General features: G+C 74.6%; 1 protein-coding gene. It reads right to left on the bottom strand.

Translation table 11 applies throughout. The annotated features are described in order from the left end of the window. Entirely contained in the window at positions 1–23973 is a 23973-nt protein-coding gene (locus ACIPLC_RS11325) for a non-ribosomal peptide synthase/polyketide synthase (protein ID WP_400472715.1), read from the bottom strand. Positions 23974–23986 lie beyond the last annotated feature (13 nt).

Genomic DNA, 23986 nt, shown 5'->3' on the forward strand with positions numbered 1-23986 from the left:
TCAGTCCTCCTGGTGGGAAAGGGTGGCGGCACCGGTGTCACCGGTGGCCTCGGAGTCGTGGGCGTCGCCGGTGGCCCCGGCGATCCTGGCGGCCAGGATCGGTCCGATCTGGGCGAGCGAGCCGGCTTGGGTCATCTGGTCGTGCCGGGTGGTGATCTCGTGGGATTCGATCCGGCCGGCGACGTACGGGCGCCAGATTGCGGGCCCCGCGTTGTCCTCGGCCCGGTCGATCGTGGAGTTGAACAGCAGCAGGTCCCCGTCGTACCGGCCGGGGACGAAGTCGACCGCCAGCTTCGCGTTGTTGATCATGATCTGGACGATCACCTCGATCTGTCGCTCGTTCAGGCCGGCCAGCGCGCTGCCGCGCCGGTTCAGGACCTCGGCGACCTCGGCGTAGGTGATCTCCCGGTCGCCCAGCTCGGCCGGGTCGACGTCGAGCACGCCGACGAGCACGTCCCGGACGGTGGGTACGGGCTCTTCCTCGAAGCGCACGTCCTTCACCGGGTAGGCGTCGAGGATCGCCAGCAGTGCGGTCCGTTCGCCGCGCGCCTGCAGTTCGCAGGCGAGCGCGTGGGCGATCAGCCCGCCGGCGGACCAGCCGAGGAGCAGGTACGGGCCCTCGGGCTGGATCTTCTGGACGTGGTCGGCGTAGTCGGCCGCCATCTCCTCGTAGGAGGCCGGCAGGGGTTCGGGCCGGCCGAGGCCGCGCGCCTGGAGCGCGTAGACCGGGTGCTGCGGGCCGAGGTGGTTCAGCAGCCCGCTGTACGACCAGCTGATGCCGCCGCCGGGGTGGACGCAGAACAGCGGTGTGCCGGTCCCGGTCGAGCGCAGCGGCAGCAGGACATCCAGCGCGTCGGCCGGGTCGTTCATGGCCAGGCGCTCGGTGAGACCGGCCACGGTCGGTGCCTCGAACAGCATCCGCAGCCCCAGCTCCAGGCCGAGGGTCTCGCGGACGCGGGAGGCCAGGCGGGCGGCCAGCAGCGAGTGCCCGCCCAGGTCGAAGAAGTTGTCGTCGATGCTCACCTGCTCCCGGCCGAGGACCTCGGCGACGAGACCGCACAGCAGCTGCTCCTGCGGCGTCCGGGGGCCGCGTCCGGCGTCCGAGGCTCCGTACTCGGGGGCGGGCAGGGCGGCCCGGTCGAGCTTGCCGTTGGCGGTCAGCGGCAGCGCGTCCACGGTGACGAACGCCGCCGGCACCATGTAGTCGGGCAGGTCGCGGCGCAGCCGGGCGGACAGTTCCGCCGTTTCGGGCGCGCCCTCGGGGGCGGGCACCAGGTAGGCGACCAGGCGTTTGTCGCCCGGCCGGTCCTCGCGGGCGACCACGGCGGCCTGGGCGATGTCGGGGCAGGCCGCCAGGACGGCCTCGATCTCGCCGGGCTCGATCCGCAGGCCGCGCAGCTTGACCTGGTGGTCGGCGCGTCCGGCGAAGTCCAGCGTGCCGTCGGTCCGCCACGACGCGAGGTCGCCGGTGCGGTACATCCGGCTGCCGGACGGCCCGTACGGGTCGGTCGTGAATCGCTCCGCCGTCAGGCCGGGGCGGCCGAAGTAGCCGCGGGCCACGCCCGTTCCCGCGAGGTACAGCTCGCCGACCATGCCGGTGGGCACCGGTTGCAGCCGGTCGTCGAGCACGTAGGCGCGCATGTTCGCCATCGGCCGGCCGATCGGCACGGTCGCGGCGTTCTCGGGGAGGTCGCCCACCGGGTGGCGGGTGGCCAGGGTGGTGGCCTCGGTGGGCCCGTAGCCGTTGACCACCTCGATGCCGGGGCAGGCCGCCAGCACCCGGGCGACGGCGGCCGGGGAGACCACGTCGCCGCCGGTCCACACCTCGCGCACTCCGGCGAGCAGGCCCGGGCGTTCCTCGGCGACCAGCCGGAACAGGCCGGCGGTCAGCCAGAGTCCGGTCACGCCGTGGGTGGCGATCGTGTGCTGGAGCAGGTCGAGGTCGAGCTGCTCCGGCGGGGCGACGACGACCCGGCCGCCGTTGAGCAGCGGCACCCAGAGCTCGTAGGTGGAGAGGTCGAAGGCCGTCGGGGAGTGCATCAGCACCCGCTCGTGTCCACCGCCCCGCCATTCGGGGGACAGGGCGAGGCCCGCCACGTCGCGGTGGGTGACGGCCACGCCCTTCGGTCGGCCGGTCGAGCCGGAGGTGTACATGATGTACGCCAACTGCCCGGGTTCGCAGGGGACTTCGACGTCGGACGGATCGGCGGCCTCGGACCGCACCAGTGCGGCGAGCACCTCCGTGGTGAGCACCAGGGCGGCTCCGCTCTCCCGCATGATCAGGTCGATGCGGGAGGAGGGGAAGCGCGAGTCCAGCGGCACGTAGGCGCCGCCGGCCTTGATGATCGCCAGGATCGCCACGACCAGCTCCGCCGAGCGGGGCAGCATGACCGCGACCGGCGTCTCCGGCCGTACGCCCTGGCGGATCAGTGCCCCGGCCAGGCGGTCGGCCCGCCGGTCGAGTTCCGCGTAGGTCAGCTCGGTGCCGCCGGCCACGACCGCGACCGCGTCCGGGGTGGCCCGCACCTGGCGGGTGAACAGCTCCGGCAGCGAGGCTGTGGACAGCGGTGCGGCCGTGTCGTTGAAGCCGTGCAGCAGGCGGTGGCGTTCCGCGCCGGACATCAGGTCGATCCGGCTGATCGGCCGGTCCGGGTCGGCGACGGCCGCGCGCAGCAGGCGGGCCCAGCGCTCGAACAGCAGCTCCACGGTGGGCGCGTCGAACAGGTCGGTGGCGTACTCCACGGCGCCGACCAGGCCGTCGGCGGTGCCGTCCGGGCGGAACTGCTCGGCCAGGCTGAAGGTCAGGTCGACCCGGGAGGTCCCGGTCGGCGCCTCCAGGTGGCCGGTCTCCAGGCCGGGCAGGGCGAACTCGCCGAGCGGCGCGTTCTGCAGGGCCAGCATGACCTGGAACAGCGGGTGGTGGGCCAGCGACCGCGCGGGGTTGACCACCTCGACCAGGTACTCGAACGGCACGTCCTGGTGGTCGTACGCGCTGAGCGCCTTCTGCCGGACCCGGCCGAGCAGTTCGGCGAAGCCGGGGTCGCCGGTCGTGTCGGTGCGCAGCACCAGGGTGTTGACGAAGAAGCCGACGAGCTCGTCCAGCGCCTGGTCGGTGCGGCCGGCGATCGGGCTGCCGATGGGGATGTCCGTGCCGGCGCCGAGCCGGGTGAGCAGGGCGGCGAGTCCGGCCTGGAGCACCATGAACATGCTAGCGCCGCGCGCGGCGGCCACATCCCGCAGGGCCTGGTGCAGGTCGGCGTCCAGCCGGACCACGACCCGGTCGCCGCGCTGGGAGGCCACCGGCGGCCGGGGCCGGTCGGCGGGCAGCTGCAGTTGTTGCGGGACGCCGGCCAGCTCGTCCTTCCAGTAGGCGAGTTGGCGGGCGAACAGGCTGTCCGGGTCGGCGGCGTCCCCGAGCAGGTCGCGCTGCCAGGCGCTGTAGTCGGCGTACTGCACCGGCAGCGGGGACCACGGCGGGGCCTCGCCCCGGCAGCGGGCCGCGTAGGCCGCGGCGAGGTCACCGGAGAGCGGGCCCATCGACCAGCCGTCGGCGGCGATGTGGTGCACCACGACCAGCAGCGCGTGCCGGTCGGGGGCGAGCGCGTACAGCTCCGCCCGGACGGGCGGCTCCGCGGCCAGGTCGAAGCCGCGCCGGGCCGTCTCCGCCAGCCGTTCGGCCAGTGCGCTCTCGTCGATCTCCATCACCGGCAGTGCGGGGCGCGCCTGAGCGGCGCTCAGCACGACCTGGTACGGCACGCCGTCGATCTCGCGGAAGACCGTCCGCAGGCTCTCGTGCCGGGCGACCACGTCCGCGAGCGCGGCGTGCAGGGCCGGGCGGTCCAGTTCGCCGGTCAGGCTGAGCGCGAGCGGCATGTTGTAGGTGGCGCTCGGCCCGTCCATCCGGTGCAGGAACCACAGGCGGCGCTGGGCGAAGGAGAGCGGCACCCGGTCGGGGCGGGCCTGGGCGGTCAGTGCGGGCCGCGCAGCTCCGGAGCCCTCCAGGCTGGCGGCCAGCCCGGCCACGGTCGGGGTCTCGAACAGCGTCCGGACCTCCAGCTCCGCGCCGAGGACCGCCCGGACCCGGGAGGCCAGGCGGGTCGCCAGCAGGGAGTGCCCGCCCAGGTCGAAGAAGCTGTCGTCGACGCCGACCTGGGCCAGGCCGAGCACCTCGGCGAACAGCTCGGCGAGGAGCTGCTCCTGCGGGGTGCGCGGCGCCCGTCCGGCCGCGACCGGGCCGAGGTCCGGTGCGGGCAGCGCACGGCGGTCGAGCTTGCCATTGGCCGTCAGCGGCAGCGCCTCCAGCGCCACGAACGCCGAGGGGACCAGGTAGTCGGGCAGCCGGTCCCGCAGCCAGTCGCGGAGTTCGCCCAGGAGGGCGCCGGCGCCCCGGTTGCCGGTCGGGCGGTTGGTCAGCGAGGACAGCGACGATCCCGTGGCCCGGGCCGGCCGGTACGCCTCGACCGGGGAGCCGTGGAGCGCCCGGGGGTCGGTGAAGACGACGTCCACGGCGTCCGCCTCGGTGGCCGACCAGGTGACGGCCACCGCGCGGTCGAACTCCCGCCCGAGGGCGTGAAAGTCCTCCGGGTCGGGGAGGTCGCCGTCCTCCGGGGCGTGCAGCCGTTCCAGCAGCTCGGCGAGCGAGCCGTCCCCGTTCTGCACGGCGCGGGCCAGGGCGGCCTCCCGCGCCACGCGGCGGTTCGGCACCCCCGTGATCCGCAGCACGCCGCCGGACGGCCGGGCGAGCAGCTCGCGCAGCCCGGCCAGGCCGGCGACCTGCCGCCCCCATCGCAGCTCGACAGGCCGGCTCGGGGCCGCCAGGGCGAGCGGGGGCTTGTGCAGCGTCACGTCGTAGCGGTAGCGGGTCAGCTCGTTGTGGTGGCGGCCGCGCTTGACCTCCACAGCCACCGCGCCGATGTCCGCACCGTGCTCCCGCAGGGCGGTGAAGAAGTCCGGGTCGACCAGGAGCTCCTTCTCCACCCGGACGGCCTGCTCCACCGCGCGTCGCACCGCCGCGAGGTCGGCGTCGTCGCCGGTCCGGTGCAGTTGGACGGCGGTGGCCAGCGGACGCAGCAGCCGCAGGTTGCGGACGTCACCGACGAAGAGCGCGCCGCCAGGGGCGAGCAGGCGCATCAGCTTCCCGATCACGTCGGCGAGGTAGTCGGCGGACGGGAAGTACTGCACCACCGAGTTGATCACGATGGTGTCGAACTCCCCGGCCGGCAGCCCGTCGGTGTCGTGCGCCGGCCGGGTCTGCAGCACCACGCGCCCGGCCAGGTCCTCCTGCCCGGCCACCTGGGCGGTGAGCGCCTCGATCGCGGTGGCGGAGAAGTCGGTCGCCCAGTACGTCTCGCAGTGCGGCGCGACCTGCGAGAGCAGCAGACCGGTGCCGACGCCGACCTCCAGCACCCGGCGCGGGCGCAGGGCCAGGATGCGGGCCACGGTCGCGTCCCGCCACTCCCGCATCTGCTCGACCGGGATCGGGCTCGCGTCGTAACTGCTGTTCCAGCCCACGAAGTTCTGCCCGAAGGCCGCTTCCTCCGGGGCGATGGGCAGGGCGTCGTAGATGTCCTGCCACTCGCCCACGTGGTCCGCCTCCAACGCGCCGTCCCGGGCAGCGTCCTGGCGCGGGACGACGTAGCCGATGAGCCGGTCGTCCTGGGCGAGGACCGCGACCCGGGCGACGGCCGGGTGCTCGGCCAACGCGGCCTCGACCTCGCCCGGCTCGACCCGGAAGCCGCGTACCTTCACCTGGTCGTCCGCACGGCCGACGTACTCCAGCTGCCCGTCGCCGAGCCAGCGCACCAGGTCACCGGTGCGGTACATCTGAGCACCGGCTGGGCCGAACGGGCAGGCGACGAACCGCCCGGCCGTCAGGCCCGGCCGGTTCAGGTACCCGCGTGCGAGGCCCGCGCCCGCGACGTAGAGCTCGCCGGGAACGCCGGGCGGCACCGGTCGCAGCCGGTCGTCCAGGACGTACACCCGGGCGTTGGTGATCGGTCGGCCGATCGGCGGTACGCCCGCCCCCGGGGACAGCGGGTCGCTCATGGTCGCGCACACCGTCGTCTCGGTCGGACCGTACGCGTTGATCATCCGCCGGCCCGGCGCCCACCGGGCCACCAGCTCCGGCGGGCAGGCCTCCCCCGCCACGACCAGTGTCGACACCGCCACCGAGCCTTCCGGCACGGCGGCCAGGACGGACGGCGGCACGGTCGCGTGGGTGGCCGCCAGGCCCGGGTCGGTCAGCGCGGCCACCGGGTCCGCCGCCGGGGGCAGCACCAGGGCCGCGCCGCGCAGCAGCGCGGTGTAGATCTCCGACACCGAGGCGTCGAAGCTGGGCGAGGCGAACTGGAGCACCCTGCTGCCGGGTTCGATCGCGAACCGCTCGATCTGGGCGGCGACCAGGCTCGCCACACCGCCGTGGCCGACCACGACACCCTTGGGGCGGCCGGTCGAGCCCGAGGTGTAGATCACGTACGCCGGGTGCCGGACGTCGAGGGCGACCTGCGGGTCGGTGTCCGGCCAGTCGCCCTCGGACACCATGGACGGGTCGTCGACCACCACCGCCGGGCGGGCATCCTCCAACATGAAGTCGATCCGCGCCTGCGGGTACACCGGATCCACCGGCAGGTACGCCGCCCCGGCCTTCAACACGCCCAGGACCGCCACCACCGACTCCACCGACCGCGGCAGGGCCACCGCCACCACCCGCTCCGGGCCCACCCCCTGAGCGATCAGCGCGTGAGCGAACCGGTTCGCCTGAGCGTTCAACTCCCGGTACGTCAACTCGACGTCGCCGCGGACGAGGGCGACCGCGTCCGGCGTCGCCGCCACCTGCGCCGCGAAGGCCTGCGGCACCGGGACGGCGCCCACGTCCCGGGCTGTCGCGTTGCCCTTCTCCAGCAGCCGGTGCCGCTCGTCGACGTCGAGGAGGTCGATCCGACCGATCGACCGGTCCGGGTCGGCGGTGACCGCCTCCAGCAGGAGCGTCCAGCGCCGCACCAGGGCTTCGACCGTCGAGCGGTCGAACAGGTCGGTGGCGTACTCGACCGCGCCGACGATCCCGGCCGGGTTCCCGTCCGGGCCGAACTGTTCGACCATGCTCAGGCCGAGGTCGAACTTGGCGGTTCCGGTCGCGACCGCGTAGGTGGTGACGTCCAGGCCCGGCAGCGAGAACCGGCCCATCGGCGCGTTCTGCACGGCCAGGACGGTCTGGAACAGGGGGTGGTGGGACAGCGAGCGGGACGGGTTCAGCGCCTCCACCAGGTGCTCGAACGGCACGTCCTGGTGCGCGTACGCGGACAGCGCCGTCTCCCGCACCCGCCCGAGCAGCTCGGCGAAGCTCGGATCACCGCTGGTGTCGGTACGCAGCACCAGCGTGTTCACGAAGAACCCGACCAGGTCGTCCAGCCCCTCGTCCGTGCGACCGGCGATCGGACTGCCGATCGGGATGTCCGTCCCCGCACCCAGCCGCGTGTACAGCGCCGCCAGCGCCGCCTGCAGCACCATGAACAGACTGGTGCCGGTGTTCCGCGCCAGCTCGGTCAGAGCGGCGTGCAGTTCGGGGCTCAGCTCCAGGCCGACGTGGTCCCCGTGCCAGCCCGCGACGGCCGGCCGCGGCCGGTCGGCGGGCAGCCGGAGCAGCTCCGGCAGGTCGGACAGCTGGCGCTTCCAGTAGCCGAGCTGCTCGGCGAACCGGCTCTGCGGGTCGGCGGCGTCGCCGAGCAGCTCGCGCTGCCACAGCGTGTAGTCGGCGTACTGCACCGGCAGGTTCGACCGACTCGGCGCACGGCCCTCGCTCCGGGCGGCGTACGCCTCGGCCAGGTCGCGGGCCAGCGGGCCGGTCGACCAGCCGTCACCGGCGATGTGGTGCATCACCAGCAGCAGCACGTGCTCGTCCGGCGCCACCGCGAACAGCTCCGCCCGCAGCGGCGGCTCCGCCGCCAGGTCGAAGGGCTGCCGGGCGAACTCGGCGAGCCGGTGGTGCAGTTCGGCCAGCGAGACCTCGGTCAACCCGGCCCGGGGCCGGGCCTCGGCCGGGTCCAGGACCCGCTGGCACGGGACGCCGCCCACCTCCGGGAACACCGTCCGCAGGCTCTCGTGCCGGGCCACCACATCGGCCAGCGCCTCGTCCAGCGCCGCCCGGTCGAGCGTCCCGGTCAGCTGGAGCGCCAGCGGGATGTGGTAGGTCGCGGCCGCACCGTCCATGCGGTGCAGGAACCAGAGCCGGCGCTGGGCGAAGGACAGCGGCACGGCCTGCGGCCGCTCCCGCGCGGTCAGCGCCGGGCGGGCGTTGCCGGCCTCCATCAACGCCCCGGCCAGACCCGCCACCGTGGGCTCCTGGAACAGCGCGCGCAGCCCCAGCTCCGCGCCGAGCACCGAACGCACCCTGGCGGCCAGCCGGGTGGCGAGCAGCGAGTGCCCGCCGAGGTCGAAGAAGTCGTCGTCGATCCCGACCTGCGGGCGACCCAGCACCTCGGCGAACAGCTCGCACAGGACCTGCTCCTGCGGGGTGCGCGGGGCCCGACCCACAGCCGTGGTCACGGCCTCGGGCGCGGGCAGCGCGGCCCGGTCCAGCTTCCCGTTCGGCGTCAGCGGCAGCACCTCCAGCACCACGAACGCCGACGGCACCAGGTAGTCCGGCAGGCGCTCGCGCAGGTACGCCGCCAACTCCGCCGGACGGACGGTCGTGTCCGGACGAGCCGTGACGTAGCCGACGAGCCGGTCGTCCTGGGCCAGGACCGCGGACTGCGCGACGGCGGAGTGCCCCGCCAGGGCCGCCTCGATCTCGCCGAGTTCGATCCGGAAGCCACGGACCTTCACCTGGTCGTCGGCGCGGCCGACGTACTCCAGCTCCCCGTCGGCACGCCGGCGCACCAGGTCTCCGGTGCGGTACATCCGCTCGCCGACCGCCCCGAACGGGCAGGCGAGGAAGCGCTCGGCGGTGAGTCCCGGCCGGTCGAGGTACCCGCGGGCCAGGCCGGGGCCGGTGACGTAGAGCTCTCCCGCCACCCCCGGCGGCACGATGCGCAGCCGCTCGTCCAGCACGTAGACCCGGAAGCCGGCGACCGCACGGCCGATCGGCGGCACACCGCCCGCTCCCGGGGACAGCGGGTCGCTCATGGTCGCGCACACCGTGGTCTCCGTCGGACCGTACGCGTTGACCATCCGGCGCCCGGGCGCCCAGCGTGCCACCAGCTCCGGCGGGCACGCCTCACCCGCCACCACCAGGGTGGTGGCCGTGAGGTCGGCGCCGTCCAGCGCGGCCAGGGCCGAGGGCGGCAGCGTCACATGGGTGACGCCGAGCCGGTGGTCCGTCAGCGCCTCCAGCGGGGCGTCCGCCGGGGCCAGGACGAGGGCGGCACCGGTGAGAAGCGCGCTACACAGGTCCCAGAAGGACGCGTCGAAGCTGGGCGAGGCGAACTGGAGTACCCGGCTGCCCGGCGCCATGCCGAGCCGTTCGACCTGCGCCGCCACCAGGCCCGACACGCCGCTGTGGCTCACCACCACGCCCTTGGGGCGGCCGGTGGAGCCGGAGGTGTAGATCACGTACGCCGGGTGCCGGACGTCGGGCACGACCACCGGATCGGTGTCCGGCCAGTCACCCTCGGACACCAGCGCCGGATCGTCGACCACCAGCGCCGGACGGGCGTCCGCCAGCATGAACGCGATCCGCGCCTGCGGGTACACCGGATCCACCGGCAGATACGCCGCCCCGGCCTTCAACACACCCAGGACCGCCACCACCGACTCCACCGACCGCGGCAGCGCCACCGCCACCACCTGCTCCGGCCCCACACCCCGGGCGATCAGGGCATGCGCGAACCGGTTCGCCCGGGAGCCCAGCTGACGGTACGTCAGCTCGACACCGCCGGAGACCAGCGCGACCGCATCCGGTGCCGCCGCCACCCGCGCCGCGAACAGCGCCGGCAGGCTCGCCGCGGCCTCCCCTTCCTCCACGGCGGCGAGCAGCTCACCGCTCTCCTCGGCGGACAGCAGGTCGATCCCGCCGATCCGCCGTTCCGGAGCCGCGGCGACCGCGGCCAGCAACCTGGTCCAGCGGGCGACCAACGTCTCGACCGTCGCGCGGTCGAACAGGTCGGTGCTGTACTCGACCGCACCGCCGAGCCCGGCCGGCGCGCCGTCGGGCCCGTGCTCCTCCGCGAACCCGAAGGTCAGGTCGAGGCGGGCGGTCCCGGTGAGCACGGCCATCCCGGAGACCCGCACGCCGGGGAGGTCGAAGTCGCCGCCGGGCGCGTTCTGCACGACCAGACCGGTCTGGTACAGGGGGTGGTGGGAGAGCGAGCGGGACGGGTTCAGCGCCTCCACCAGGTGTTCGAACGGCACGTCCTGGTGCGCGTACGCGGACAGCGCCGTCTCCCGCACCCGGCCCAGCAGCTCGGTGAAGGACGGGTCCCCGCTGGTGTCGGTACGCAGTACCAGCGTGTTGATGAAGAAGCCGACCAGGTCGTCCAGCGCCTCGTCGGTGCGACCGGCGATCGGGCTGCCGATCGGGATGTCCGTGCCCGCGCCCAGCCGCGTGTACAGCGCCGCGAGCGCCGCCTGCAGCACCATGAACAGCGTCGCACCCGATCGCCGCGCCAACTCCACCAGCGCGGCGTGCAGTTCGGCGTCGATCCGGAGTTCGAGCAGGTCGCCGCCGTAGGTCATGGCGGCCGGGCGCGGCCGGTCGGCGGGCAGCTGCAGCTGCTCGGGCAGCCCGGCCAGCGCCTGCGTCCAGTAGGCGACCTGGCGGGTGAACACGCTGTCGGTGTCGTGCTCGTCGCCGAGGATCTCGTGCTGCCACAGGGTGTAGTCGCCGTACTGCACCGGCAGGGGAGGCCACTCCGGTGCCCCACCGCCCTGCCGGGCGGTGTAGGCGGCGGCCAGGTCGCGGGCCAACGGGCCCATGGACCAGCCGTCACCGGCGATGTGGTGCATCACCAGCAGCAGCACGTGCTCGTCCGGCGCCACCGCGAACAGCTCGGCCCGCAGCGGCACCTCCGAGGTCAGGTCGAAGCCGCGCACCGCCGCCTCGCGCAGCAGGGCCGGCAGCTCCGCCTCGCCGGCCGCGCGCGCCGTCAACGGGACGACGGCCTCGGCGGCCTCCAGCACCCGCTGGTGCGGGACTCCGCCGGTGTGCGGGAAGACCGTGCGCAGGGTCTCGTGCCGGGCCACCACGTCCACCAGCGCGGCGCTCAGGGCGGCCCGGTCGAGGCGGCCGGACAGCCGCAGGGCCAGCGGCAGGTGGTAGGTGGCACTCGGTGCGCCGAACTGCTGGAGGAACCAGAGCCGGCGCTGGGCGAACGACAGCGGCATCGGCTCACGGCGCGGCCGGGGCACCAGGGCCTGCCGCGCGGTGCCCGCGCCGTTCAGCCCGGCCGCGAGCCCGGCGGGCGTCGGCGTCCGGAACAGGCTGCGCAGTTCCAGCTCGACGCCGAGGGTCGCCCGGACCCGCGACATCAGGCGGGTGGCGAGCAGGGAGTGCCCGCCCAGGTCGAAGAAGTCGTCGTCGACCCCGACCCGCGGCACGCCCAGGACCTCGGCGAACAACTCGCACAGGATCTGCTCCTGCGGGGTGCGCGGCGCGCGCCCGGCTCCGGCCGGGCCGAGGTCGGGCGCGGGCAGCGCCGCCCGGTCCAGCTTCCCGTTCGGCGTCAGCGGCAGTGCGTCCAGGAGCACGAAGGCCGACGGCACCAGGTGGTCCGGCAGCCGCTCGCGCAGGTACGCCGCCAGTGCCGCCGCGGTGGCCGGGTCCTGCGTCGAGGCCACCGCGTACGCGACGATCCGGGTCTCGCCCGGCCGGTCCTCGCGGGCGAGCACCGCGACCTGGGCCACGCCCGGGTGCGCGGCCAGCTCCGCCTCGATCTCGCCGGGCTCGACCCGGAAGCCGCGCACCTTCACCTGGTGGTCCACCCGGCCCGCGAACTCCAGCTCGCCGTCGGCCGACCACCTGACCAGGTCGCCGGTGCGGTACATCAGCGCGCCCGCCGGGCCGTACGGGTTCGCGACGAACCGCGTGGCGGTGAGCCCGGGCCGGTTCAGGTAGCCGCGGGCGAGCCCCGCCCCGGCCAGGTACAGCTCGCCCGTCACCCCGGGGGCGACCGGCCGCAGGGCCTGATCCAGCACGTACGCCCGGCAGTTGGCGATCGGCCGGCCGATCGGCACCGGCAGCGGGCAGTCCGCCGGGTCGGCCGGCAGCGGGTAGGCGGTGATCACATGGGTCTCGGCGGGCCCGTAGTGGTTGTGCAGCGTCCGGCCCGGTCGGCGGGCCTGGAAGCGGCGCACCGCGCCGCTCAGCCGCATCGCCTCGCCGGCCTGGGCGACCAGCCGCAGGTGCGGCAGCTCCAGCCCGGCCTCCTCGGCGGCCTCGGCCAGCGCCTCGACCACCAGATTGGGGGCGAACAGCTCCCCCACCTCGTGCCGGTCGAGCCAGCGCGCGAACAGCTCGGCACTGCGGCGCTGCTCCTCGGTCGGCACCACCAGGGTCTTGCCGTACAGCAGCGCGGAGAGCACCTCCTGCACCGAGACGTCGAAGCTGATCGCGGTGAACTGCGCGGTGCGGGTGCCGGGTTCGCCGCCGACGGCCTCGTGGTGCCACGCCAGCAGGTTCAACAGCCCTGCGGCGGGCATCACCACGGCCTTGGGCCGGCCGGTGGAGCCGGAGGTGTAGATGACGTAGGCCGGGTGCCGCGCGTCCACGGCGACGGCCGGGTCGTGCTCCGGCCGCTCCTCTGCCGGGGTGACGGCCGCGAGGTCGTCCAGGACGACGACCGGCCGGGCGTCCTCCAGCATGTACGCGATGCGGGCGGCCGGGTAGTCCGGGTCGACCGGCAGGTACGCCGCGCCCGTCTTGAGCACGGCGAGGACGGCGACCACCAGCTCGGCGGAGCGCGGCAGCCGCAGGGCGACGACCTGCTCCGGCCCCACCCCGCGCGCGATCAGCGCGTGCGCCAGGCGGTTGGCCCGGCGGTTCAGCTCGCGGTACGTCAGCACAGTGTCCTCGAACACCACCGCCGGGGCCTGCGGGGTCGCCCGGACCTGCGCCTCGAACAGGGCCGGCAGGCCGTCGGCGGGAACCGGTCGAGCGGTGTCGTTGCGCGCCACCAGCAGCTCGTGCCGCTCCTCGGCGGTGAGGACGTCGATCCGGCTCAGCGGGCGGTCCGGCTCGGCGACCACCGCCGCCAGGAGGCGCAGCCACCGGGCGACCAGCGCCTCCACCGTGGCGTGGTCGAACAGGTCGGTGCTGTACTCGACCCGCCCGACGATGCCCTCGGCCGGCCCGCCGGTGCCGCCGCGCTCCAGCAGGTGGAAGCCGAGGTCGAACATCGCCGTGGGCGTGCGGACCAGGAGGATCTCGGCGCCCAGACCGCTCAGCTCGAACTCCGCGCGGGGCACGTTCTGCAGCGCGAGCAGCACCTGGAACAGCGGCTGACGGGCGAGCGACCGGGACGGGTTGAGGGCCTCGACGACGTGCTCGAACGGCAGGTCCTGGTGGGCGTACGCGCCGAGCGCGTCCTCCCGGACCCGGCCCAGCAGCTCGGCGAACGACGGGTCGCCCGAGGTGTCGGTCCGCAGCACCAGGGTGTTGACGAAGAAGCCGACGAGGTCGTCCAGCGCCTGGTCCGTCCGGCCGGCGATCAGGCTGCCGACCGGGATGTCGTCGCCCGCGCCGAGCTTGTCCAGCAGCGCCGCCAGCGCGGCCTGGAGGACCATGTAGGCGCTGGCCCCGTGCTCCCGGCCCAGGCGTACCAGTGCGCCGTGCAGTTCCGCGTCCAGGTCGATCGCGAGGTGGCCGCCGGCATATGAGGGTGCGGAGGGGCGGTGGCGGTCGACGGGAAGCCGGATCTGCTCGGGCAGGTCCGCCAGCGTCCGTGTCCAGTAGGCCGTCTGGCGGGCGAACAGGCTGTCCTGGTCGGCCGCGTCGCCAAGCAGCTGGTGGTGCCACAGGGTGTAGTCGGCGTACTGGACGGGCAGCGGCGCCCACTGCGGTTCCTCGCCCCGGCAGCGCGCCGCGTACGCGGTGGCCAGGTCGGTCGACAACGGGCCCAGCGACCAGCCGTCACCGGCGATGTGGTGGACCACCACCAGCAGCACGTGCTCGTCCGGTGCCGTCTCGAACAGCTCGGCACGCAGGGGTGGTTCGGTGGCGAGGTCGAATCCGCGCGCCGCGGCCGCCACCAGCAGCTCCGGCAGGTCCGTCCCGCCGGTCCTGGTGACCGGCAGCTGCGGCCGGACCGTCCGCGCGTCCAGCACGTCCTGGTACGGCACCCCGTCGACCTGCGGGTAGACCGTGCGCAGGGTCTCGTGCCGGTTGACGACGTCAGCCAGCGCCTCCTCCAGGGCCGCCCGGTCCAGCGGGCCGGAGAGCCGCCACGCCAGCGGCATGTTGTAGACGGAACCTGCGCCCTCCAGCTGGTCCAGGAACCACAGCCGGCGCTGCGCGAAGGACAGCGGGACCCGGTCGGGCCGCTCAACGCGGCGCACTGCGAGCCGCGCCCGGCCGGCTCGGCCGAGTCCGGCGGCCAGCCCGGCCACCGTCGGCGTCTCGAACAGGCTGCGCAGTTCCAGTTCCACGCCCAGGGCGGCGCGCGCCCGGGCCACCAGCCGGGTCGCCAGCAGCGAGTGTCCGCCGAGCTCGAAGAAGTCGTCGTCGACCCCGACCTCGGCCACGCCCAGCACCTCGGCGAACACCTCTGCGACGACCTGCTCCTGCGGGGTGCGCGGGGCCCTGCCGGTCCTCGGCGCGGTGTGGACGGGTGCGGGCAGCGCGCGCCGGTCCAGCTTGCCGGTGGCGGTCAGCGGCAGGCTCCCCAGGGGCACGAAGGCAGCCGGGACCATGTAGTCCGGCAGTCGCTCGCGCAGGTGGGCCCGCAGCTCGTCCGGCCGGAGTTCCGCCCCGGCGACGGCCACCGGGTAGGCGACCAGCCGCACGTCCCCTGCGCGGTCCTCCCGGACGGTCACCGCGACCTGGGCGACCTGCGGATGTTCCGCCAATGCCGCCTCGATCTCGCCGAGTTCGATCCGGAAGCCGCGCACCTTGACCTGGCCGTCGGTCCGGCCGAGGAACTCCAGGTTCCGGTCGGCGCCCCAGCGCACCAGGTCGCCGGTGCGGTACATCTGCGTACCGCGCGGACCGAACGGGTCCGCCACGAACCGTGCCGCGGTGAGCGCCGGCCGGTTCAGGTAGCCGCGGGCCAGGCCCGCGCCGGCGAGGTACAGCTCACCCGCCACGCCCGCGGGCACGGGCTGCAGCGTGCTGTCGAGGACGTACAGCCGGATACCCCCGAGCGGCCGGCCGATCACCGGGCGCGGACTCGATTCCAGCGGTGCGACGACGGCGTCCACCGTGCATTCGGACGGCCCGTAGTAGTTCAGGCAGGACACGCGGTCGACGGCCCGCAGCCGCTCCCACAGCTGGTCCGGAACGGCCTCCCCGCCCATCGAGACCACCGCGGGACGGCGCCCCGGGTCGTCCAGGAGCCCCCGTCCGACGAGCACTTGCAGATAGGACGGGGTGGCGTTGACGTAGTCCAGGCCGGCGCGCTTGACGTAGTCGACGAAGGCGTCCGGGTCGGACCAGGTCGCCTCGTCCAGGACGTGCAGCTCGTGGCCCGCGTACAGGCTGGACAGCTGGTCGCAAGAGGCGTCGAAGGACACCGAGGTGGTCAGCCCGATCCGCAGCCGCTCCTTCGTCCCCCGGGGGAACAGCAGCGGACGCTGGCTGACGAACAGGTTGAGCAGGCCGCCGTGGGTCGACACCACGCCCTTGGGCCGGCCGGTGGAGCCGGAGGTGTAGATCACGTAGGCCGGGTGCCTCGGTTCGACGGCCACCAGGGGGTCCGTCGCGGGGCAGCCGGCCACCAGCGCGGCTGTCGCCGGGTCGTCGAGCACCAGCCACCCGGCCGGGCGGGCCTCCGGCAGCCGGTCCCGGGTCCGGGCATCGGTCACCACCAGGACCGGGCCGGCGTCGTCCATCATGTGCCCGATCCGCGTGGCCGGGTACTCGGGATCGACCGGGACGTAGGCCGCCCCGGTCTTGAGCACCGCGAGGATCGCCACCACCAGCTCGGCCGACCTCGGCAGGGCCACCGCCACCAGCCGCTCCGGCCCCGCGCCCCGCACGATCAGGGCGTGCGCCAACCGGTTCGCCCGCTCGTCCAACTCCTCGTACGTCAGCGAGACGTCACCGCACACCAAGGCCACCAGGTCCGGCGTCGCCCGCACCTGTGCCCGGAACAGCTCCGGCGCGCTCGCGGCCGGAAGCTCCACCTCCGGTCCGGTGCCCAGTGCCGTCAGCTCATCGCGCTCCTCCGCGGAGAGAAGGCCGTACCGGCTCAGCCGCCGCCGCGGGTCGGCGACCGCGGCGCGGAGAAGTCGCTCCAGGCGCCCGAACATCGTCTCGACGGTGGCCGGGTCGTAGAGGTCGTCGGCGTACTCGACGATCCCGTCGATTCCCTCCGGGGAACCGTCCCGCGCCTGCCGCTCGGACATGGTGAAGATCAGGTCGAGTTTGGCGGTGGTCGTCGCCAGGGGCATGTCGTCGACGTGCAGCCCGGGCGGGGCGAAGTCGGCCCGGGGCGCGTTCTGCAGCGCCAGCATCACCTGGAACAACGGGTGGTGCGCCAGCGACCGCGCCGGGTTGAGGGCTTCGACCAGGTGCTCGAACGGCAGGTCCTGGTGAGCGTACCCGGCCAGCGAGGTGTCCCGGACCCGCGCCAGCAGCTCGGCGAAGGTCGGATCGCCCGAGGTGTCGGTGCGGAAGACCAGGGTGTTGACGAAGTAGCCGACCAGCTCGTCCAGTGCCTGGTCGGTCCGGCCGGCGACCGGGCTGCCGACCGGGATGTCGTCGCCCGCGCCGAGCTTGCTCAGCAGTGCCGCCAGTCCGGCCTGGAGGACCATGAACAGACTGGTGCCGTGTTCCCGGGCGAGCTCGCGCAGACCGCGGTGCAGCTCCGCGTCCAGTCCGACGTGCACGAAGCCGCCCCGGTGCGAGGCGACCGCCGGGCGGGGCCGGTCGGCGGGCAGCTGGATCCGCTCCGGGAGATCGGCCAACTGCCGTGTCCAGTAGGCCGCCTGGCGGGCGAGCAGGCTGTCCGGCTCGGCGGATCCACCGAGCAGCTCGTGCTGCCAGAGGGTGTAGTCGGCGTACTGGACCTGCAGTTCCTCCCACTGCGGTTCCTCGCCGCGGCAGCGCGCGGCGTAGGCGGCGGTCAGGTCCTGCGCGAGCGGACCCAGCGACCAGCCGTCACCCGCGATGTGGTGGAGCACCACCTGGAGCACGTGCTCGTCCGGCGCCAGCTCGAACAGGTCGACCCGCAGCGGCGCATCGCCCGCCAGGTCGAACGGCCGGTCCTTCGCCGCCGCCATCAGGGCGGGCAGCTCGGCCTCGGTGGTCCGGCTCACGAGCAGCCGCGGGCGGGCCGCCGCGATGTCCAGCACCTGCTGGTACGGGACGCCGTCGACGGCCGGGAAGACGGTCCGCAGGCTCTCGTGCCGCCCGACCACGTCCGCCAGGGCGGCCTCCAGGGCCCGCCGGTCCAGGGCCCCGGACAGCCGCCAGGCCAGGGAGATGTGGTAGTTGGCGCCGGCGCCCTCCAGCTGGTGCAGGAACCACAGCCGCCGCTGCGCGAACGACAGCGGGATCACCTCGGGGCGCTCGCGCCGTACCAGGGCGGCCTGAGCCGGTCCGGCCGCCGCCAGGGCGGCGGCCAGGGCGGCCGGGGTCGGCGACTCGAACAGGGTCCGCAGCGGCATCTCCACGCCGAGCGTGGCACGGATCCGGGCGGCCAGCCGGGTCGCCAGCAGCGAGTGCCCGCCCAGGTCGAAGAAGCCGTCCTCGACACCCACCGGCGCCGCGCCGAGGACCTCGGCGAACAGCTCGCACAGGACCTGCTCCTGCGGGGTGCGCGGCGCGCGGCCGGTGCCCGCGGGGGCGAGGTCGGGAGCGGGCAGGGCCCGGCGGTCCAGCTTGCCGTTGGCGGTCAGCGGCAGCGCGTCCAGCACCACGAAGGCCGACGGCAGCATGTGCTCGGGCAGCCGCCCGGCCAGGTGCGCGCGCAGGTCGGCCGCGCGCGGTGCGGTGCCGGTGGCGGGCACCAGGTAGGCGACCAGCCGGGTGTCGTCGGCGCGGTCCTGCCGCGCCAGCACGGCGACCTGGGCGACGCCGGGGTGCGCGGCGAGGGCCGCCTCGATCTCGCCGAGCTCGATCCGGAAGCCGCGCACCTTCACCTGCTGGTCGGCCCGGCCGACGTAGCGCAGGCTTCCGTCCGCAGCCCGGCGCACCACGTCGCCGCTGCGGTACATCCGGGAGCCGGCCGGCCCGAACGGGTCGGCCACGAACCGCCCGGCGGTCAGGCCCGGCCGGTTCAGGTAGCCGCGTGCCAGGCCCGGGCCCGCGACGTACAGCTCGCCCGCGACGCCCGGGGCGACCGGACGCAGGCCGTCGTCGAGGACGTACGTCCGCAGGTCCGGGATCGCCGTGCCGATCTGGCCGGCCGGGGTGCCGGACCGGTCGAGCGCCGCGTGGGTGACGTGCACCGTGGTCTCGGTGATGCCGTACATGTTGACCAGCCGCGGCGCGTCGTCCGGGTGCCGCTCGTACCAGCCCGCGAGGCGGGCGGGCTCCAGCGCCTCGCCGCCGAACACCACGGTGCGCAGGGCGAGTTCGGGCCTCGCCTCCTGATCCGCCTGGATCAGCTGGTGGAAGGCGGACGGGGTCTGGTTGAGCACCGTCACCCGCTCGCGGGCGAGCAGTTCCAGGAAGCGGCCGGGCGAGCGGCTGGTCTCGTGGTCCACGACCACCAGCCGGCCGCCGTGCAGCAGCGCGCCCCACAGCTCCCACACCGAGAAGTCGAAGGCGTAGGAGTGGAAGAGCGTCCAGACGTCCTCGGCACAGAAGCCGAACAGCTCCCGGGTGGTGTCGAACAGCCGCACCACGTTCCGGTGCGGGACCACGACGCCCTTGGGGTCGCCGGTGGAGCCGGAGGTGTGGATGACGTAGGCGGGGTGGGCGGGGTCGACCGCGACCGCCGGGTCGGTGTCCGGCCTCCCGTCCAGGTCGGCGGTGTCCAGCAGCAGCCGGTCCACGCCGTCCGCTCCGGGCAGGTCGCCGGTCCGGCCGGTCGTCACGAGCAGCGCGGGCCGGGCGTCCTGGAGCAGGTAGGAGATCCGGGCCGCGGGGTACTCCGGGTCCACCGGCACGTACGCGGCGCCGGCCTTGAGCACCCCGAGGATCGCGACCACCAGCTCGGCCGAGCGCGGCAGCGCCACCGCCACCAGCCGCTCCGGCCCCACGCCCCGGCCGATCAGGGCGTGCGCGAGCCGGTTGGCCCGGGCGTTCAACTCGCCGTAGCTCAGGGCGACTTCGCCGTCCTTGAGGGCGACGGCGGCCGGGTTCGCCCGGACCTGCCGCTCGAAGAGCGCGGGGATGCCGGTCTCCGGCAGCTCGCCGTCCCGGCCTTCGCCGGCCGTCAGCAAGGCGCTCAGCTCGTCGGCGGACAGCACGTCCACCCGGCCGATCCGCCGGCCGGGGTCGGCGACCACGGCCCGCAGCAGTCGCAGCCACCGCTCGACGATCCCGGAGGCGGTGGCCTCGTCGAACAGGTCGGTGCTGTACTCCAGGACGCCCGAGAGGCCGTCGGGCTGTTCGGCCAGGACGAAGGTCAGGTCGCACTTGGCCGTCCCGGTCGGGACCAGATCGGTCGCCACCCGCAGCCCCGGCAGCTCGAACGCGCCGAGCGGAGCGTTCTGCAGGGCGAGCATGGTCTGGAACAGCGGGTGGTGCGCCAGCGTCCGGGACGGGTTCAGTGCCTCCACCAGCTGCTCGAACGGCACGTCCTGGTGCGCGTACGCGGCGAGCGCGTCGGCGCGCACCCGGCCGAGCAGTTCGGTGAAGGACGGGTCGCCCGACAGGTCGGTGCGCAGCACCAGGGTGTTGACGAAGAAGCCGACCAGGTCGTCCAGCGCCTCGTCGGTGCGTCCGGCGATCGGCGTTCCGATCGGGACATCGGTACCGGCGCCGAGCTTGCCCAGCAGCGCGGCCAGCCCGGCCTGGAGCACCATGAACAGGCTGGCCCCGCCGTCCCGGGCGAGCGCGCGCAGGCCCTGGTGCAGCTCGGCGTCGATCCGCACCGGCAGCTGGGCGCCCCGGTAGGACATCGCCGTCGGCCGGGGCCGGTCGAACGGCAGCTCCACCTGCTCGGGCAGGTCCGCCAGCTGCGCGCGCCAGTAGGCGAGTTGGCCGTTCAGCAGGCTGTCCGGGTCCGAGCCGTCGCCGAGCAGGTCCCGCTGCCACAGGGCGTAGTCGGCGTACTGGACGGGCAGCGGCGCCCAGTCCGGTTTCGCGCCCTCGGCGCGGGCCGCGTAGGCGGTCGTCAGGTCCTGCGAGAGCGGCCCCGTCGACCAGCCGTCACCGGCGATGTGGTGCACCACCAGGAGGAGCACGTGCTCCTCCCGTCCCAGCCGGAACAGTTCGGCGTGCAGCGGCGGCTCCGCGGCGAGGTCGAATGCGCGCCGGGCCGCCTCGGCCAGCCGGTCCGGCAGGTCACGCTCGCCGACCTCGGTCATCCGCAGCCGCGGCCGGGCCGCGTCGGGGTCCAGCACCCGCTGGTACGGCACGCCGTCGACCGCCGGAAACACCGTGCGCAGGCTCTCGTGCCGCTCGACCAGGTCCGCGAGGGCGGCCGCCAGGGCCCGCTGGTCCAGCTCTCCGGTAAGCCGCAGCGTCAGCGGGATGTTGTACGTGGCACTCGGGCCCTCCATGCGGTGCAGGAACCACAGCCGGCGCTGCGCGAAGGACAGCGGGACCGCCTCGGGCCGCTCCCGCCGTCCCAGGGCCGGCCGTGCCCGGCCGGCGGCGTCCACCGCCGCTGCCAGTTCCGCCACCGTCGGCGCGTCGAACAGGTCGCCCAGCCGCAGTTCCACGCCGAAGGTCGTCCGCGCCCGGGCGACCAGCCGGGTGGCCAGCAGCGAGTGCCCGCCGAGGTCGAAGAAGCTGTCGTCCGAGCCGACGTCGGCCACCCCGAGGACCTCGGCGAACAGCCCGGCGAGCAGGTGCTCGGTGGCGGTGCGCGGGGCGCGGCCCGAGACGGCGGCGGTCTGCTCCGGCGCGGGGAGGGCCCGGCGGTCCAGCTTGCCGTTCGGCGTCAGCGGCAGTGCGTCCAGCACCACGAACGCCGACGGCACCATGTACGCCGGCAGCCGCTCGCGCAGCCGGGCCCGCAGGTCGTCCGGCTGGACGACCTGCCCCGCCACGGGAACGGCGTAGGCGACCAGCCGGGGTTCCTCCTCGTTGCGCACCGTCACGGCGGCCCGGGCGACCTGGGGGTGTTCGGCGAGCACGGCCTCGATCTCGCCGAGCTCGACCCGGAAGCCGCGGATCTTGACCTGGTCGTCGGTGCGGCCGAGGAACTCCAGGTTCCCGTCCGGGTTCCAGCACACCAGGTCCCCGGTGCGGTACATCCGCGAACCAGCCGGCCCGAAGGGGTCCGCCACGAAGCGCCCGGCCGTCAGCACCGGCCGGTTCAGGTAGCCCCGGGCCAGCCCGGCACCGGCGATGTACAGCTCGCCCGGCACACCGGCGGGCAGCGGCCGCAGCGCGCTGTCGAGCACGTACAGCCGGGCGTTGGTGACGGGTCGGCCGATGACCGGGCGCGGGCTCGAACCCACCGGCGCTACCACCGAGTTGACCGTGCACTCGGACGGCCCGTAGAGGTTGAGTCCGCGCACCCCGGCGGCCTCCCGCAGGTCCGCCCAGAGCTGCTCGGGGACGGCCTCGCCGCCCGCCGCGACCAGCGCCGGCCGCCACTGCGGATCGCTCACCAGCCCGTGCGCGACCAGGACCCGGAGGTAGGACGGGGTGGCCTCGATGTAGTCGAGCCCGCAGCGCGCGGCGTAGCCGACGAAGGCGTCTGGGTCGGTCCAGGTCGCGTGGTCCAGGACGTGCAGCTCGTGGCCCCCGAACAGGGCGAGCAGCTGGTTCAGGGAGGCGTCGAAGGACACCGACGTGGTCAGCGCGACCCGCAGCCGCTGCCATCCGTCGAGCACCGGCCGGAACATGGCCTGCCGGTGGTCGGTGAGCAGGTTCAGCAGGCCGCCGTACGTGGGCAGCACGCCCTTGGGCCGCCCGGTGGAGCCGGAGGTGTAGATGACGTAGGCCGGGTGTGCCGGATCGACGGCCACCCCCGGGTCCGTGTCCGGCAGCGCGTCCAGGTCGGCGGTGTCCAGCACCAGCCGGTCGACGGAGCCCGCCTCGGGCAGCCGCTCGCCGCTGCGGGCGTCGGTCACCAGCAGCGTCGGCCGCGCGTCGTCGAGCAGGTACCCGATCCGGGCGGCCGGGTACTCCGGGTCGACCGGGACGTACGCCGCACCGGTCTTCAGCACCGCGAGGATCGCCACCACCAGCTCGGCCGAGCGCGGCAGGGCCACCGCCACCAGCCGCTCCGGTCCGGCGCCCCGGGCGATCAGGGCGTGCGCCAGCCTGTTCGCGCGCGCGTCCAGCTCCGCGTACGTCAGCGAGACGTCGCCGCACACCAGCGCGACGAGGTCCGGGGTCGCCCGGACGTGCTCCCGGAACAGCTCCGGCAGGCTCGCGGCCGGGGCCGCCGCCGCCAGCCCGCTGCCGACGGCCGCCAGCTCGCCGTGTTCCTCGGCCGTGAGCAGCTCGATCCGGCCCACCAGGTCGTCCGGGTCGCAGTCCGCGAGGGTGTCGAGCAGCAGGAGCAGCCGCTGCTGGTGCGCGGCGAGGTCGTCGTCGCCGTACGCCTCCGGTGCGCCGTGGAGCCTGAGCAGCGGCGGGTTGCCGTCCCGGTAGTCGAACACCCAGACGGCGAGGTCGGTGGTCGAGCCCGACACGAAGTGGTGCACGGAGGCGGGGTGCCCGGCGAAGCTCGGCCTGGCGTTGAAGGCCATGATGTTGACGATCAGCGGGAACGCCGTCCCGATGCCGCCGGGCGCGCCGAGGTCGCGCAGCAGGTCCTCACTGCGGTAGCGCTCGTGCGCGACGGCCGCCTCGACCTCCCGTGCCGTCTGGGCGACGAGCTCGCGCCACGACATGTCCGGCCGCACCGTCATCCGCAGCGGCACCACGTTGGACATCGTGCCGGGCACGGCCATCAGGTCGCGGTCGGCGCCCCGGCGGGCGGTGACGGGCAGGGCGAGCACCACGTCCTGGGCGCCGGTCAGCCGGTGAGCGTAGAGCGCCGTCGCCGCGATCAGCAGCCGGGACCACCGGACGCCGACCCGGCCGGCTGCCGCCCGCAGGGCGTCCGGGCGCCGCAGTTCCCGTTCCTCGGCCAGCCGGAGGGCGAGGTTGGGGTCGGTCGGGGAGGCGCCGGTGAGCCGGGTGGGTGCGGGCCGGTCCGCGAAGCGCTCCGTCCAGTAGGCGCGGTCGGCGGCGAAGTCGGTGGACGCGCGGTAGGCGGCGTCGCTGTCGACCAGGTCCCGCAGGGAACCGAACGGGCACGGCGGCACGGCGCCGCCCCCGGCCAGCGCCGAGTACACCTCGCCGACCCGCTGCCGGACCAGCGAGCTGCTCAGTGCGTCCAGCACCACGTGGTGGTAGTTCAGGTACCAGAGGTACTCGGTCGGTGACAGCCGGATCAGCGCGTGCCCGAACAGCGGGTCGTGGGAGAGGTCCAGCGGGCGCAGCAGGTCACGTTCCATCCACTCCCGGGCCGCCGCACGGGGGTCGGGCTCCCCGCTGAGGTCGAGGTGCGCCGGCGCCCAGTCCCAACTCTCCCGGAGGACCTGGCGCGGGCCCTCTCCGTCGTCGAGGAAGCTCACGTGCAGGGCGTCGACCTCGTCGACCACCCGGCGCACCGCGGTCTCGAACAGCTCCCGGTCCACCGGCCCGTGGATCTCCAGGCACTCACCGACGCGGTAGCCCGGGATCGGGTTCCGGGACCGCTGTTCGGCGAGCCAGATCTCGCGCTGGGCCGTTGTCAGGGGAAGGGTGTCGCCATCGCGACGGGACATGGGGGTACCTCCG

The organism is Kitasatospora sp. NPDC086801 (assembly GCF_044745805.1).
Classification (GTDB): Bacteria; Actinomycetota; Actinomycetes; order Streptomycetales; family Streptomycetaceae; genus Kitasatospora.

Coding starts and splice junctions, on each gene's coding strand:
- ACIPLC_RS11325 (WP_400472715.1), bottom strand. CDS start 23,973: ATGTCCCGTCGCGATGGCGACACCCTTCCCCTGACAACGGCCCAGCGC.